This window comes from Ruminococcoides sp. (assembly GCF_057037865.1).
Genome location: NZ_DBLZMS010000007.1, coordinates 103,262 through 116,885, shown reverse-complemented (window position 1 = coordinate 116,885; position 13,624 = coordinate 103,262). Strand labels below are relative to the sequence as shown.

The 13,624-nt window shown below is 42.1% G+C and carries 12 protein-coding genes; 2 read left to right on the top strand and 10 right to left on the bottom strand.

Translation table 11 applies throughout. The annotated features are described in order from the left end of the window. The first annotated feature begins 34 nt into the window (after positions 1–34). On the top strand, positions 35–265 hold the full coding sequence (locus tag AC2HW8_RS07705; RefSeq protein ID WP_303665938.1) for a helix-turn-helix domain-containing protein: 231 nt from the start codon (positions 35–37) through the stop codon (positions 263–265). A gap of 393 nt (positions 266–658) precedes the next feature. Here AC2HW8_RS07705 and mscL read toward each other — a convergent pair whose 3' ends face one another. The 7 genes from mscL to AC2HW8_RS07670 form a co-directional block, all read right to left on the bottom strand. Beyond that, complete coding sequence (gene mscL, locus AC2HW8_RS07700) at positions 659–1,096, bottom strand: large conductance mechanosensitive channel protein MscL (protein WP_101029152.1); 438 nt, start codon at positions 1,094–1,096, stop codon at positions 659–661. Positions 1,097–1,128: 32 nt separating this feature from the next. After that, positions 1,129–2,355, bottom strand: coding sequence for a tyrosine--tRNA ligase (tyrS, locus tag AC2HW8_RS07695; protein WP_303665081.1), 1,227 nt, complete (start codon positions 2,353–2,355; stop codon positions 1,129–1,131). A gap of 73 nt (positions 2,356–2,428) precedes the next feature. Then, complete coding sequence (locus AC2HW8_RS07690) at positions 2,429–3,190, bottom strand: ComEC/Rec2 family competence protein (RefSeq protein ID WP_484327377.1); 762 nt, start codon at positions 3,188–3,190, stop codon at positions 2,429–2,431. 130 nt (positions 3,191–3,320) lie between these two features. Then, on the bottom strand, positions 3,321–5,234 hold the full coding sequence (locus AC2HW8_RS07685; RefSeq protein ID WP_444449822.1) for a YgiQ family radical SAM protein: 1,914 nt from the start codon (positions 5,232–5,234) through the stop codon (positions 3,321–3,323). Between the two features lie 19 nt (positions 5,235–5,253). Next, entirely contained in the window at positions 5,254–8,010 is a 2,757-nt protein-coding gene (locus AC2HW8_RS07680; RefSeq protein ID WP_484327376.1) for a DNA translocase FtsK, read from the bottom strand. A gap of 21 nt (positions 8,011–8,031) precedes the next feature. Next, entirely contained in the window at positions 8,032–8,991 is a 960-nt protein-coding gene (locus AC2HW8_RS07675; protein WP_295239599.1) for an undecaprenyl-diphosphate phosphatase, read from the bottom strand. Positions 8,992–9,135: 144 nt separating this feature from the next. After that, positions 9,136–9,945 carry a ClpP family protease gene (locus AC2HW8_RS07670; protein WP_046433573.1) on the bottom strand — a complete coding sequence of 270 codons (810 nt, stop codon included), beginning with the start codon at positions 9,943–9,945 and terminating at the stop codon, positions 9,136–9,138. Between the two features lie 253 nt (positions 9,946–10,198). Between AC2HW8_RS07670 and AC2HW8_RS07665 the strand changes: the two genes are divergently transcribed. Further along, a complete protein-coding gene (locus tag AC2HW8_RS07665; RefSeq protein WP_295024039.1) occupies positions 10,199–11,497 on the top strand; it encodes a hemolysin family protein in 1,299 nt (432 codons plus the stop codon). A 45-nt stretch (positions 11,498–11,542) separates the two neighbouring features. Here the strand turns inward: AC2HW8_RS07665 and AC2HW8_RS07660 are convergent, their stop codons facing one another. The 3 genes from AC2HW8_RS07660 to holA form a co-directional block, all read right to left on the bottom strand. Beyond that, positions 11,543–11,935 (bottom strand): putative ABC transporter permease, encoded by a 393-nt coding sequence (locus AC2HW8_RS07660; RefSeq protein ID WP_015524153.1) that lies wholly within the window; start codon positions 11,933–11,935, stop codon positions 11,543–11,545. A gap of 67 nt (positions 11,936–12,002) precedes the next feature. After that, positions 12,003–12,581 carry a ribonuclease M5 gene (locus AC2HW8_RS07655; protein ID WP_119252409.1) on the bottom strand — a complete coding sequence of 193 codons (579 nt, stop codon included), beginning with the start codon at positions 12,579–12,581 and terminating at the stop codon, positions 12,003–12,005. Continuing rightward, the gene (holA, locus tag AC2HW8_RS07650) at positions 12,581–13,624 is read right to left on the bottom strand and encodes a DNA polymerase III subunit delta (RefSeq protein ID WP_304004642.1); all 1,044 of its coding nucleotides are present in this window, start codon (positions 13,622–13,624) and stop codon (positions 12,581–12,583) included. The genes AC2HW8_RS07655 and holA overlap by 1 nt, the downstream gene beginning before the upstream one ends.

Below are 13,624 nucleotides of genomic sequence, written 5' to 3'. Positions count from 1 at the left end.
AAATCTTATATTACCTTTAAATACAGGTGATTTAATGATAAAATACACTCCCTTTTGGGAAACTTTGGAGAAAAGTAATGAGAGCACCTACACTCTTATCAACAAGCACAACATCAGCAGTGCGACAATTGACAGACTGAGGAAAAATCAGGGGATCAGCACAACTAAGATTGATGATTTGTGCAAGATTTTCAAATGCAGGGTTGAAGATATAATCGTGTTTGAAGATGATGAGAATAACGAAAACAGCAATAGCAACAAATAATTTAAGCCACGGAAATTTTGCCGTGGCTTTTATATTATATTTTTTAGGGAATTTTAGCATTAATATTGCAAAGCAATTGTCAAACAGTAGCGGCGAACCGTGTTCGCCATTTGTTTTGGGTGTAAACACAAAACAAGCGATTTTTTATTTTAATTATCGTTGTTACGGTTTGTCAATCATTTTGGCACATTTATAGAATTATATTTATCGGATATTCTGTTAAATTACTTGCGGGCGTCCGATGAACGCCCCTACGGCATAGATTGTGCAAGAGGTAACATATTACATTCAATCATAATTTTCAATTTAAAAAGCCACAGTAGATTTTAACTTTCTACTGTGGCTTTTTGTTGGTTGTTAAGTTGTGTAATATCTGTTTATGTAACAACGATATTATTTTTTGTCGTCTGTTTTTTCTGTAAGGTCGATGATATCGCCTGTGCAATGGGGACATTTTGTGGCTTTGATATCAATATCACTGAAACAGAACGGACACTTTTTTGTTGTGGGAGCTTCTTCGGGTTCAGTTTTTTTGCCGAGTGACATAACCTTGTTGACAAGCTTTACGATAAGGAAGATTACGAAAGCCATAATCAGGAAGTTGATTACCGCTGTGATAAACTTACCGTACATAATTGTTGCGCCGTTGATTGTAACCTGAAACTGATCAAAGTTGACACCGCCGAAGATACCGAGAATCGGCGAAATGATGTCGCTTGTGAGAGAAGTTACGATTGCCTGAAAAGCCGCACCGATGATAACGCCGACTGCGAGATCAAGCACATTTCCACGCATTATGAATTCCTTAAACTCCGAAAAAAACTTTTTCATTTTGCCCTAATCCCCTTATTTAATTTTCAAAATCAGCCAAGAATTGCCTTATGGTAAACCTTTTTACCCTTTTTGATTACAACATAGCCTTTTTCAAAATCAGACTTTGCAACCTTTGCGTAAACATCTGTTACCTTTTCATCGTCAACAGAAACACCGCCCTGCTGAATAAGTCTTCTGCCCTCACCGTTTGAAGGGATAAGTCCGCACTTCTTCATGAGGTCAAGAATCCCGATTTCGCCGTCTGCAAAATCAGCCTCTGTAAGAGTTGTTGAAGGCATATTGTCAGTATTTGTCTTGTTGGCAAAGATTGCTCTTGCGGCCTCCTGAGCCTTGTCAGCCTCCTCTTTGCCGTGAACAAGCTCTGTAAGCTCATGAGCAAGAATTTCTTTTGCCTTGTTGATTTCACTGCCCTCAAGCTTTGCAAGCTCATCAATTTCTTCAAGCGAAAGGAATGTGAGCATTTTAAGGCACTTGATTACATCGCCGTCATCAACATTTCTCCAATACTGGTAGAAATCGTAGGGGCTTGTCTTTTCGGCTGAAAGCCATACTGCACCCGACTGGGTTTTACCCATTTTCTTACCCTCTGAGTTGAGGAGAAGATTGATTGTCATTGCATATGCGTTCTTGCCGAGCTTTCTTCTGATAAGCTCTGTACCGCCGAGCATATTGCTCCACTGGTCGTCACCGCCGAACTGCATATTACAGCCGTACTTCTGATAGAGGGCATAGAAGTCGTATGACTGCATAATCATATAGTTAAATTCAAGGAAGCTGAGTCCCTTTTCCATTCTCTGCTTGTAGCATTCTGCACGAAGCATATTATTAACGCTGAAACAAGCGCCTACATCACGGAGAAGCTCAACATAGTTAAGATCAAGAAGCCAGTCTGCGTTATTTACAAGAAGAGCCTTGCCCTCAGAAAAGTCGATAAAACGGCTCATCTGCTTTTTGAAGCAATCAACATTGTGCTGAATTGTTTCCTTTGTCATCATCTGACGCATATCTGTTCTGCCTGACGGATCACCGATCATACCTGTGCCGCCGCCTACGAGTGCAATTGGCTTGTTGCCTGCCATCTGAAGTCTTTTCATAAGGCAAAGAGCCATAAAGTGACCTACATGGAGGCTGTCGGCTGTCGGGTCAAAGCCGATATAGAATGTGGCTTTACCGCTGTTTACAAGCTCTCTGATTTCTTCTTCGTCCGTAACCTGAGCGATAAGTCCTCTGGCTACGAGTTCTTCATATACTCCCATATTTAAAAATTCCTTTCGATTTTTGTCAGTTAAACAATAATATTATAACATTATTTAATTTATAGTCAACCTTTCAGGCATGAGTTTTGGTGCAAATCTCACCGTTTTCGACTGTTATCATAACGGTTTTATCGCTGTCTGTCCGATAAACATTTTTGCACACGCTGTTAAGCAAGGCTGTTATATAGTAATCGGGAAGTGCCGTATCGTCAGCCGAAACGCTTATTACAGCGGTTTCGGGGCTTGCATTTGCAAGAAAATCTTCACTTGAAGAATACTTACTGCCGTGGTGTGCAACCTTGAGAACATCGCATTTTAATTCTTTGTCGGAATTAACCATTGATTCTTCCCTTTTTGACGAAATGTCGCCTGTAAAGAGAAATCGCTTTTCGTCATATTCAAGCATTGTTACAAGCGAATTATCGTTTGTGTTGCCGAAGTCCTTTTCGGGTTGATAAAATTTAAAGGTCATATTTCCGATTTCAACGGGTTTGTCTGAAACCGGAATTACGGTTTTTATATTATTTTCTTTTATAGAATTAACAAGTTTTTCGTATTCGGGTATATTGTGGCTGTCGGAATATTTTCCGAAATAAACAACATCCGTACCGAATTCATCTATGATATCGGGCAGCGAACCGATGTGGTCGCTGTCGGGGTGTGACACGATTACGGCATCAAGATGAGTTACCGAACTGCGTTTGAGATAGGCAGTAATTTTATCGGTCACAAGATTTGTTCCTCCGTCAATCAGCACGCTTTTATCTCCGCATTTAATCAGCGTACAATCAGCCGAACCGACATTGATAAACGAAACAGAAAAATCGGACTCCATATCGGCTGAAATCCCAAAAAATGTATAGACATCGTTCCAATCGGGAATTCCGAGAGGTTTTCCGAATAAAACAAGCAGTACACAGGCAATGAAAAGTACGCATACCGATATTTTCAGTATGAAAAAGATTTTATTTCTTTTTGTTTTTTCGTCTGTACTTTGCGAACTTATCTTTGCCGTTTTTGCCTCTTCCCTTCTGATTCTGCGAATTGCGGTTGTTGTTCTGTTTTGAATAACCGCCCTGCGTTTGTCCAGCCATCGGAGTTACAAGACATTTTTTATCGTTACCGATTAAATCCCGTCTGCCGGCTTTGATGAGTGCTTTGATTACAAGCGGTTTGTTTTCGGGAATGAAATACTGCAGCAACGCCCTTTGCATTGCCTTTTCATTTTCAGACTTCGGAACATAAACCTCTTTGAGAGTGTACGGATCAAGCTCCGTATAGAACATACTCGTTGAAATTGTACCCGGAGTCGGATAGAAGTCCTGAACCTGTTTTGGGTGAATGTTTTCATGCTTGCAGAAAAGTGCAAGTTCTACGGCATCCGAAAGTGTTGAACCGGGGTGTGAGCTCATCAGATACGGCACTACATACTGGTCTTTATTTTCCTTGCCCGTAAAATCGTAGAACATCTTACAAAAACGCTTGTAGCTTTCAATATGCGGCTTGCCCATTTTGTCAAGAACCGCCGCCGAACAATGCTCAGGGGCAACTCTCAGCTGACCGCTGATGTGATACTTTACAAGTTCACGGAAAAATTCGTCATTTTCATCTTCAATAAGATAATCAAAACGGATTCCGCTGCGGATAAACACCTTTTTAATCCCCTTGAGATTTCTCAGCTTTCGCAGAATATCAAGATATTCCGTGTGTGACACCTGCATATTCGGGCAAGGTGTCGGTGCAAGACATCTTCTGTTTTTACAAAGTCCAAGCTTTTTCTGCTTTTCACATGACGGAAGTCTGAAGTTTGCGGTAGGTCCTCCGACATCGCTTATGTAGCCCTTGAATCGTGGATTATCAAGAAAACTTTCAGCCTCCTCAATAATACTCTTTTCACTTCTGACGGTTACCGCTCTGCCCTGATGAAAAGCGAGTGAGCAGAAATTACAAGCACCGAAACAACCACGGTTGTGTGTGATTGAAAACAATACTTCGTTGATACCGGGTACGCCGCCGAGACTTTCATAACACTTTGGATACCAACGCTCATACGGCAGAGAATAGACATAATCAAGCTGTTTTGTGTCAAGCGGCTGCATCGGAGGATTCTGCACAAGAATATACTTTCCGTGCCTTTGAATGAGGGTTTTGCCCCTTACCGCATCAGCCTCCTCAAGCTCCCTGCGTGATGCAATTGCATAGTCACGCTTGTCCTCTTTTACACGCTCGTAGCTTGGAAGTTCGACAACCGACTTTGGCACATAATCGTCTGTACGAATTTTATAGCAAACACCTCTGATGTCGTAAAGCGATTCAACAGGATAGCCCTCGGAAAGTCTTTTTGCAATTTCAATTGTCTGCAGCTCGCCCATTCCGTACACAAGCAAATCTGCCTTGCTGTCGAAAATAATTGAGGGCATTACCTCGTTTTTCCAATAATCATAATGAGCAAATCTTCTGAGTGATGCCTCAAGACCTCCGATTATAATGGGAGAATCAGGATATAATTTTCTGATTATGTTGCAGTAAACTGTGACGGCTCTGTCGGGACGCCTGCCGTTTTTACCGCCTGCCGTATAGGCATCATCATGTCTTTTACGCTTTGCAACCGTGTAGTGGGCAACCATACTGTCAATGTTGCCTGCTGACACCATAAAACCGAGCCTTGGTTTTCCGAACTGTGTAAAATCATCATCATTTTTCCAATTAGGTTGTGCAAGGAATGCTGTCTTGTAACCGCAATCCTCAAGAACTCTCGTGATTATTGCCGCACCGAATGACGGATGGTCAACATAGCTGTCACCGCAAACATATACAAAATCGACTTCGTTCCAACCTCGATCACGCATTTCTTTTGCGTTCATCGGTAAAAAAGCCATATTGAACCCTCCTTTATTTTTAATCGGCTCTGTTTTCAAGTGCATTTCTGCGTTCAAGCCATTCGTTGTAGGTCATGAGAACATCTCTCGGTTTTGAACCCTGATGAGGGCCTACAACTCCCATTTGTTCCATATCGTCAATCATTCTGCCTGCTCTTGCGTAGCCGACCTTGAGTCTTCTCTGCAAGAGTGAGGTTGATGCCTGTCCTGCTTCAATTACGCACTTGATTGCCTCTTCCATTTTGCTGTCAATATCAAGACCTTCGTCAGATGATGAATCTGAATCACCCGATTTTTTGCCCTGAGCAATTTCTTCTGCAGCAATTCTTTTAATTTTTTCTTCGATTTCAGAATTATACTGAGCAGAATATGCTTTCTTTATGTAGTGGGTTACACCCTCGATTTCTTCATCGGAAGCATAGCAACCCTGAACACGAATAGGCTTTGGAGCACCTACAGGCAAAAACAGCATATCTCCTCGGCCGATGAGCTTTTCACCGCCGCCTGTATCAAGAATTGTACGGGAGTCTGTGTTTGAACTTACCTTGAGTGAAATACGGCTCGGTACATTCGCCTTGATAAGACCTGTGATTACATTAACGGTAGGTCTTTGGGTTGCAAGGATAAGGTGCATACCTGCGGCACGAGCCATCTGAGCAAGTCGGCAGATTGAGTCCTCAACCTCGCTCGGAGCCGCCATCATCAAATCGGCAAGCTCGTCAATAGCAATTACGACACGGCTCATTTTTTCTTTGGCAACGGGAAGTCCGTTCACTTCAAGAACAGGCTGAACCTCTTCTCCCTCTTCATTAACAACAGGTGGATTTTTCTCCATATAATTCATATTTTTTTCGATAAGAGAATTATATGAATCAATATCCTTACAATCGTATTCGGAGAAAATTTTATATCTCTGGAGCATTTCGTTTACTGCCCAAGCAAGTGCACCTGCCGCCTTTTTGGCATCGGATACTACGGGAATGAGCAAATGCGGAATACCCTTATATTTTGAAAATTCAACCATTTTCGGGTCAATAAGCAACAGCTTTACTTCATCGGGAGTTGCCTTGTAGAGAATACTCATAAGAATTGAGTTTACGCACACGGATTTACCTGAACCCGTAGTACCTGCAATGAGCAAGTGCGGCATTTTTGCAAGATCGGTAACAACAATTTCACCCGAGATATCTCTTCCGAGAACGGTTGTGAGCTTGCTCTTGCTGTTTCTGAACTTGTCCGAATCAATCAATTCACGCATTGTTACCATGCTTACAACCTTGTTCGGAACTTCAATTCCGACTGCCGCCTTACCCGGAATAGGCGCTTCAATACGAACACCGTTTGCGGCAAGGCTGAGTGCGATATCATCAGAGAGATTTGTAATTTTGCTGATTTTAACACCGGGGGCAGGCTGTAACTCATAGCGTGTTACGGACGGACCTCGGCAGATGTTTACAATGCTTGCCTTTACGCCAAAGCTTGTGAGGGTATCAATAAGCTTTTTGGCATTATTCTGCATTTCTTCCATTGCATCGCTGTCATCGGAATTTAGCTTTGGTTTGAGCAACTGAATCGGTGGGAACTGATACTTCTTTTCTTCTTTTTGAGAATTATCGGAGCGAACAGCTCTGTCAAGCTGTTCCGCAATTTCGTCGCCGGCCTCCTCACTGTTGTCTTTTTTGCTTTTGAGAAGTGCTTTTTTGACGATGTTCTCAGTTTCGGCATCAGGCTTGACCTCTGTCTGTTCAGCCTTAGGAGCTGACTTTTCGTTTGAGATATCCTCTGCAATTGCAGAAACCGTATTGTTGGCACTTTTGCCCATAGGCTTGCTTGCACGATTGATTATGTTGATGAGATCCTGCGACAGATCCTTGTCTGCGGCATTTTCTTCCTTTGAATCGGCAATATCCGTGTCAATTCCGTTTACTGCCGACTTTGCTTTCTTGACCTTTGTCTTTTTGTCATCAAGCGGAATGTCAATAAAACTTCCCGAGGACTTTCTGTTTTCACCTTCAAGCGCAATGTCGATATCGCCTCTTTCGGCAAGCTTTCTCTCACGGTTTTCTTCTCTGCGTTCTCTGCGAACTCTTGCCCTTTCCTCACCTGCTTCACGGATATGTACGGCTGTCCTTGACGCCGCCGCTGTCATATCTTTAATGGAAATGTTCGCAACAATAAGGATAAGTGCGGCTGTTACAACAAAGCTTGTAAAAAGTGCGGCTGTACTGCCGAACAGGACAACAAGCGGATAGCCGAGCAGTCCGCCGATTATTCCGCAATCGAAAGTCATATACCTTGAGGTGTCGGAGGCATCCTTGAACAGATTGCCAAGACACGCAAAAAAGTTCATATCAGAATATTTTGCACCGCTGCCTGCGTAAATCAACGCACCGATAAACAGAATTATGACGACACAAAGGAAAAGCTTCAGCTTATAGCGTGCAACCTGTTTCTCCTTTTCGGTCATAACACACAAATAAAAAAGTGTTACGGGAACAAGAAAAATTCCGAATCCGAGAACTCCGAAAAAGAAACTGCGTATCATTGTCCAGACATTTGAACCTTTTATGAAAATTATGCAGACAAAAACAGCCGCAACGGCGGCATAGAGGATTGCTCTTACGCGCGGCGAAAGTCCGCTGCTCCTTTTCGGAACAGCGGATGCTTTGGTTCTGCTTGCAGTTTTTGCACCTTTTGATGAGGTTTTTGAAGAAGTCTTTTTTCTTCCCAACGCAGTATTTTTAGTTTTGTCAGCTGTTTTTTTGTTAGCTGCCAATAAAATCACTCCATTTAAAATTTATGCAATTGGCGCACCTGTGAAAAGGTTTACGCCCGTGTTCATTTCGATGATTGAAATTACAATAAATGCAACACCGACAATCGCTGTGTAGATTACGAAAATTTCCATTTTGTCGGATTTCAGGAACCACTTAAAAATTACGATTGCAAGATAGCCTACAACTGCGGAAACCGCCATTCCGATAATCAGCGGAAGAAATTCAATATTGCTTAAACCTTCGGGTGACTTGATTGCATCCACACCCTCAAGAAGTGCCGCCGCAAGGATTGACGGGATACCGAGTACGAATGTGTAGTCAAGTGCCTTCTGCTTTGAGATTCCTCTCATCTCACCGACCGAAAGTGTTGAGCCTGAACGGGAAAGTCCCGGAAGGAGTGCGGCACAAACCTGTGTTACACCGACAAGGATTGCGTCAACAACATTAAAATTATCTCTTGTTGCCTTGGCATTGCTCTTTGTTGCAAGATGTTTGTGAGTTGAGGCAACACTCTTGCGGTTACAGATAATACCGATTGTTAAAAGTACGCTTGTAAGAATGAGCGAACAGGCAGTTACTATGAGAACAGGACTTGCGGAAAGCCGGTCTGCAAGGTCCTTGAGTTTCATATCTGTTCCGGGAATTGGCAGAAAAAGCAAGAACAGCGGTATAAGACCGATGATGAGCATTACAACGAGATTACGGTTATAATTCATTTTGCTCCATTTGAACTTGCCCGTGAAAATATCCTTGAGCATAAGGAAAAATTCTTTGATAAGATCCCACACAAGTTTGTGGTAGAATGCAACAACGGCAACAAGTGTGCCGACATGGAGCATTACATTAAAGAAAAGATTGCTTTCGCCTGTGCCTGCACCGAGAATGTGCTGTGTGATTGCGAGGTGTCCGCTGCTTGATACGGGCAAAAATTCGGTAAGTCCCTGAACAACCCCCTGAATAATAGCATCTAAAATTGACATGGTTATGTATTCCCTCCAAAAAATAAGTTTTACAAATCTTCTTTGTTATTTGTACGCTGAAAGGCCGTATGGGTTGGCATAATTAAGATTTCATACAAATCATAAGCGTCACAATATATATGTATTCGGGCAAAACGCCCGAAATTATTTTTCCTGCTTTTTTGAGCGTGATTTTGCAGACTTTGGCTTGCTCTCTTTGTTTTCTTTAATCAAATCATAAAGAGCGTCAATTGCGTCGGAAACTGTTCCGACCTCGTCAATCAAGCCTTCTTCAACAGCCTCTTCTCCCTCAAGAATAGTTCCGATATCCATTACAAGCTCACCCGTGTTAAGCACAAGCTGATTATAACGGTCTTTTGTAATATTGGAATTTTCGGCAACAAAGGTTGTGATTCTGTCCTGCATACGCTGAAAATATTCAAAGGTCTGCGGAACTCCGAGTGTGAGGCCTGTTGTTCTGACGGGATGAACCGTCATTGACGCACTCTTTGCAATAAAGCTTTTCTTTGCCGCAACAGCAAGCGGAATTCCTATTGAATGACCTCCGCCGAGTACGATGGAAACGGTCGGCTTTTTCATTCCCGAAATCACCTCGGCAATTGCAAGACCTGCCTCAACATCTCCGCCGACTGTATTAATCAGCACAAGCAGTCCGTCAATTCTTTCGTCCTCCTCAACCGAAACAAGCAGAGGGATGACATGCTCGTATTTTGTGGTTTTGTTTTGTTGCGAAAGAATGTAATGACCTTCAATCTGACCGATAATCGTCAGGCAATGCAGCACACAGTCCTTATGAGTTGTGAGAACAGAACCTGTTTCGCCGATTCGGTCTGTTTGTTCTTCACTTATGGGGCTGTCGTTTGCAAGCTTTTGCGGATCATCATCCGGCGCAGGATTTTTAACATAGTTCCCTTTTTTTGATGAGACTTTTGAAGATTTTGATTTTTGTGGCATTGTATGCACCTCCGAGAATAGTTTCACCAAAATTGCAAGCAAAATGTATGCATACCAAAAAATAAGACGCACAAGCCACATTGTTCAATTGTAAAAAGCCTTTAGTGCTTATTATACCATTACAGCAAAATTATTTCAATAATTTTATTTCTTTATTTCTAATAAGTAATAATTATTTAAAAGAATTATAGTAGTATTAAAGAAATATTATTCCGACAGAACCTGTCGGAAGTTGTTATGGAGTGATATTCAGTTGACATCTGACATAATTATGGGTGTTGTCATTTTAGTTCTTATTTTGCTTTCGGCGTTCTTTTCGGCGATTGAAACCGCATTTTCGTTTGTAAACAAGGTGCGTGTTCAGCGTTACAAGGATGACGGCAACAAAAAAGCGGCAGCAGCGCTCTACATAATAGAGCATTTCGACAATGCCCTTACAACAATTCTCATCTGCAACAATGTTGTAAACCTGAGCTGTTCTTCAATTGCGACTGTGCTGTGTATGAATCTTTTCGGTGACGCAGGCTCGGCAATTGCAACGGGTGCAACAACTTTTCTTGTTCTGACATTCGGTGAGATTGTGCCGAAATGTCTTGCAAAGGAACATTGCGATGCCTTTTCACTCAAAACAGCCGGATTGCTCAGAGGACTTATGACACTTCTTACACCGCTTGTGTGGATTTTCACACGATTCAAAATGATTGCCTTAAAGATTGCAGGCAGCAGCGGTGACGCTCCGTCAGTTACTGAAAATGAGCTTAAATACATTGTTGAGAGCATTGAGGAAGAAGGCGTTCTTGAAGAGAGCGAAAGCGAGATGGTTCGCTCCGCACTTGACTTTGACGAAACTACCGCCGAGGAAATTCTCACTCCGAGGGTTGACATCACATTTATCAGCGTTGATGACTCGCCTGAAAAAATCAAGGATATCATCATTGAAAACCGCTATTCAAGAATTCCCGTGTACGAAGGCACGGTTGACCATGTTGTCGGCATTCTCCATACAAGAGATTATCTCGAACGACTTGCAGACGGTAAAGCGCCCGATGTTAAGGAGCTTATGCAGCCACCTTACTTTGTGTTCAAAACACAACAGCTTTCAAAAATCCTTAATGCATTCAAACGCACAAAAATTCATCTTGCGGTCGTTACGGATGAATACGGCGGAACACTCGGTATTGTTACAATGGAGGATTTGCTCGAAGAAATTGTCGGCGAAATATGGGACGAGGACGAGGAAATTGAGCATAACTACTACAAAATCGGCAAGGGCGAGTTCCTTGTAAACGGTGATATGGAGCTTGAAGATATGCTCGGTCTGTTTGATATGGACGAGGACAGTCTTGAATGTGACAGCGTAACGGTCGGCGGTTATATTCTTGAACACGCAGGAACAATCCCCCACAAGCGTGACAACATTGAGGCCGACGGCTTTAAGTTTACCATTATGGAGGTTAAGGATCAGCGTATTTTACGGGTTGTTGTCAAGAAAAGCGACACTTCCGAAGAAAACGAATCCGATGAAAAAAGCGAGAACAAAAAGTCTGAATAAATAAAACATAACAGGAGCAGTATTTTTACTTACTGCTCCTGTTTTTTACTGTATTTTTTTGCAGAGAGAAGTGCATAATGCGCTGACGGGGATACAAAGAAATGCCCACAGGGTGCTGTAAAACGGACAAATCTGCCCTTTTAAATTAAGTCGGCAGTTTGAATAATCCCAGACATTAAGCCTGAATTTCAGATTGACAACACAGCCACAGCAGTATTCAAGTGCGGTAATTATCGCACTTCCCGATATGCATTTTTGCAGCATATTCATTTTTGAAAAGCGCTTGTAAAATCTGAAAAGCGACACAAACGCAGTTCCGCCCGTAACCGCCATTGACCAATGAGTTTTTCTCCGCCACAAAATTTCAAGCAGAGCGTAGCCTGCTCCGCCTATTGAAAAGAGAATGCAATCGTTACGCAACCGTAAACTTTTTTTCATAAGAAATCACCTGTTTTAGTTTTTGCCGAAACAGGTGATTTATTTAACCTATGAATTTTTTATTTTGTCAGAGCATCTCTTTTAGTTCTTCAAGAGAATAAAGACAGTTAATTGCGGTCAAAAATGCGTTTGTTGAAAGATATGACGGCAGACCGAGTTTTTTAAGAATCTTCTTGCGGTTTATTTCTGAATTTTCAGTTCCCGTAAGTCCGAGGACAAATAGATCGGCTTTAGTAATTTTCCTTTCGGGAATATTATTTTCTTCACCGATTATCTCGGCACCGCTTTTGCGGATTGCATTTATTATAACCTCATCGCTGACACCTTCAACACCCAAAAGCCCCTCTTTACCGCCTTTTGCCTTGCGTTTTTCCTTGCCTTTGATTTGAGGAATATAGCAATTTTTAATTTTTGAATTATCGACCGAGCCTTTAAGAAAATTCCTTATTACAAAACCTGCACCGTCGCTGTCGGTCATTATGAGTATTCCCCTTGTTTCGGCAATTTTGCGGATAAGCGACTGCTTTTCTTTGTCGGAAAAAACACGGAAACCGTTGGTTTCGATTATCGGAGCATCTACAATTGATGAAAGCTTTATCTTGTCATATCTACCCTCAACTATGACAGCCTCACGGATTTTGAGCATTAGATTCTGCCCTCCTTTGCAATCAAAAGCAAACGGGAAATAAGCTGTTCAATTAAAAATCTTTGATTAACGGAAACTGATTTCAGCTTTTCGTCTGTTTCAACAAGCACATCAAGGCTTTTCCGAAGTGACTCGGTTGAAGTCCTTGAAACGGAGGTTCTCGCCCTGTTTAACACAAACGCACGATTTTTGTAGGCAAAATCTTTCGCCACGGTTTCTTTACTGACTGAGCATTCATCTGCAACACGCATACGATACGCATCGACATAGGCGGATGAAAGTGCATAGAGAATGTTAATCGGTTCTTCCCGCTGACAGAAAAGTGTGTCAAGCTTTCTGAACGCTCTGTCACCTCTGCCGTTAATAACATCGTCAGCCATATCATATGTTCTTGCTTCAAGGTTTACGGTTGACAAAAGGTCGATATCACTGTCGGTAATTTCCTCACCCTTTGCATATGCGGCAATTTTGTTGACCTCGTTTTTCAGAAGATTGAGGTCATCACCGACATTTGAAATAATCTTTGACGCATTAAGGTGTGAAATCAGCTTGCCGTTTTCGTTTGCCCACTTTGCAACATACTTTTCGATAATTTGTGAATTGATTTTTTCAAAACAGCAGACGCTGCCGATTTTTTCAACACGCTTTATAAGAGCTGTAAAGGAAGTTTTATTCTTTGACGGAACATAAGTCGGCATTGAAATTATGAGAACCGTACCGTCCCATGCTCTGCTTGTAAGCTCTTTAAGAGTATCAAGCCTATCCTTTACCATATTATCAAAGTAAATGTCGGTCACAACAACACAGTTGCGTTCTGCCATAAACGGCATTATTTGCAGGGATGCGGCAAGTTCCTGAAAATCGATGTCGCCGCTGAATGTATGATAATTAAAATCGGACGGATTTTTGCCTGCAACAGCCTCACAAAGCTTTTTTGTGTAACTTTTGACAAACATCTGCTCCGAACCGTAGATTAGGTACACAGGCGAAAAGCTTTTGTTTTTAATTTGTTTTTTCAGGTCTGCTTCGGTGATGCGCGGCAT

What these genes read in the sequence shown, in the direction of transcription:
- AC2HW8_RS07705 (WP_303665938.1), top strand. Translation starts at nt 35, where the DNA reads ATGATAAAATACACTCCCTTTTGGGAAACTTTGGAGAAAAGTAATGAG.
- mscL (WP_101029152.1), bottom strand. Translation starts at nt 1,096, where the DNA reads ATGAAAAAGTTTTTTTCGGAGTTTAAGGAATTCATAATGCGTGGAAAT.
- tyrS (WP_303665081.1), bottom strand. Translation starts at nt 2,355, where the DNA reads ATGGGAGTATATGAAGAACTCGTAGCCAGAGGACTTATCGCTCAGGTT.
- AC2HW8_RS07690 (WP_484327377.1), bottom strand. Translation starts at nt 3,190, where the DNA reads ATGGAGTCCGATTTTTCTGTTTCGTTTATCAATGTCGGTTCGGCTGAT.
- AC2HW8_RS07685 (WP_444449822.1), bottom strand. Translation starts at nt 5,234, where the DNA reads ATGGCTTTTTTACCGATGAACGCAAAAGAAATGCGTGATCGAGGTTGG.
- AC2HW8_RS07675 (WP_295239599.1), bottom strand. Translation starts at nt 8,991, where the DNA reads ATGTCAATTTTAGATGCTATTATTCAGGGGGTTGTTCAGGGACTTACC.
- AC2HW8_RS07670 (WP_046433573.1), bottom strand. Translation starts at nt 9,945, where the DNA reads ATGCCACAAAAATCAAAATCTTCAAAAGTCTCATCAAAAAAAGGGAAC.
- AC2HW8_RS07660 (WP_015524153.1), bottom strand. Translation starts at nt 11,935, where the DNA reads ATGAAAAAAAGTTTACGGTTGCGTAACGATTGCATTCTCTTTTCAATA.
- AC2HW8_RS07655 (WP_119252409.1), bottom strand. Translation starts at nt 12,581, where the DNA reads ATGCTCAAAATCCGTGAGGCTGTCATAGTTGAGGGTAGATATGACAAG.
- holA (WP_304004642.1), bottom strand. Translation starts at nt 13,624, where the DNA reads ATGCCGCGCATCACCGAAGCAGACCTGAAAAAACAAATTAAAAACAAA.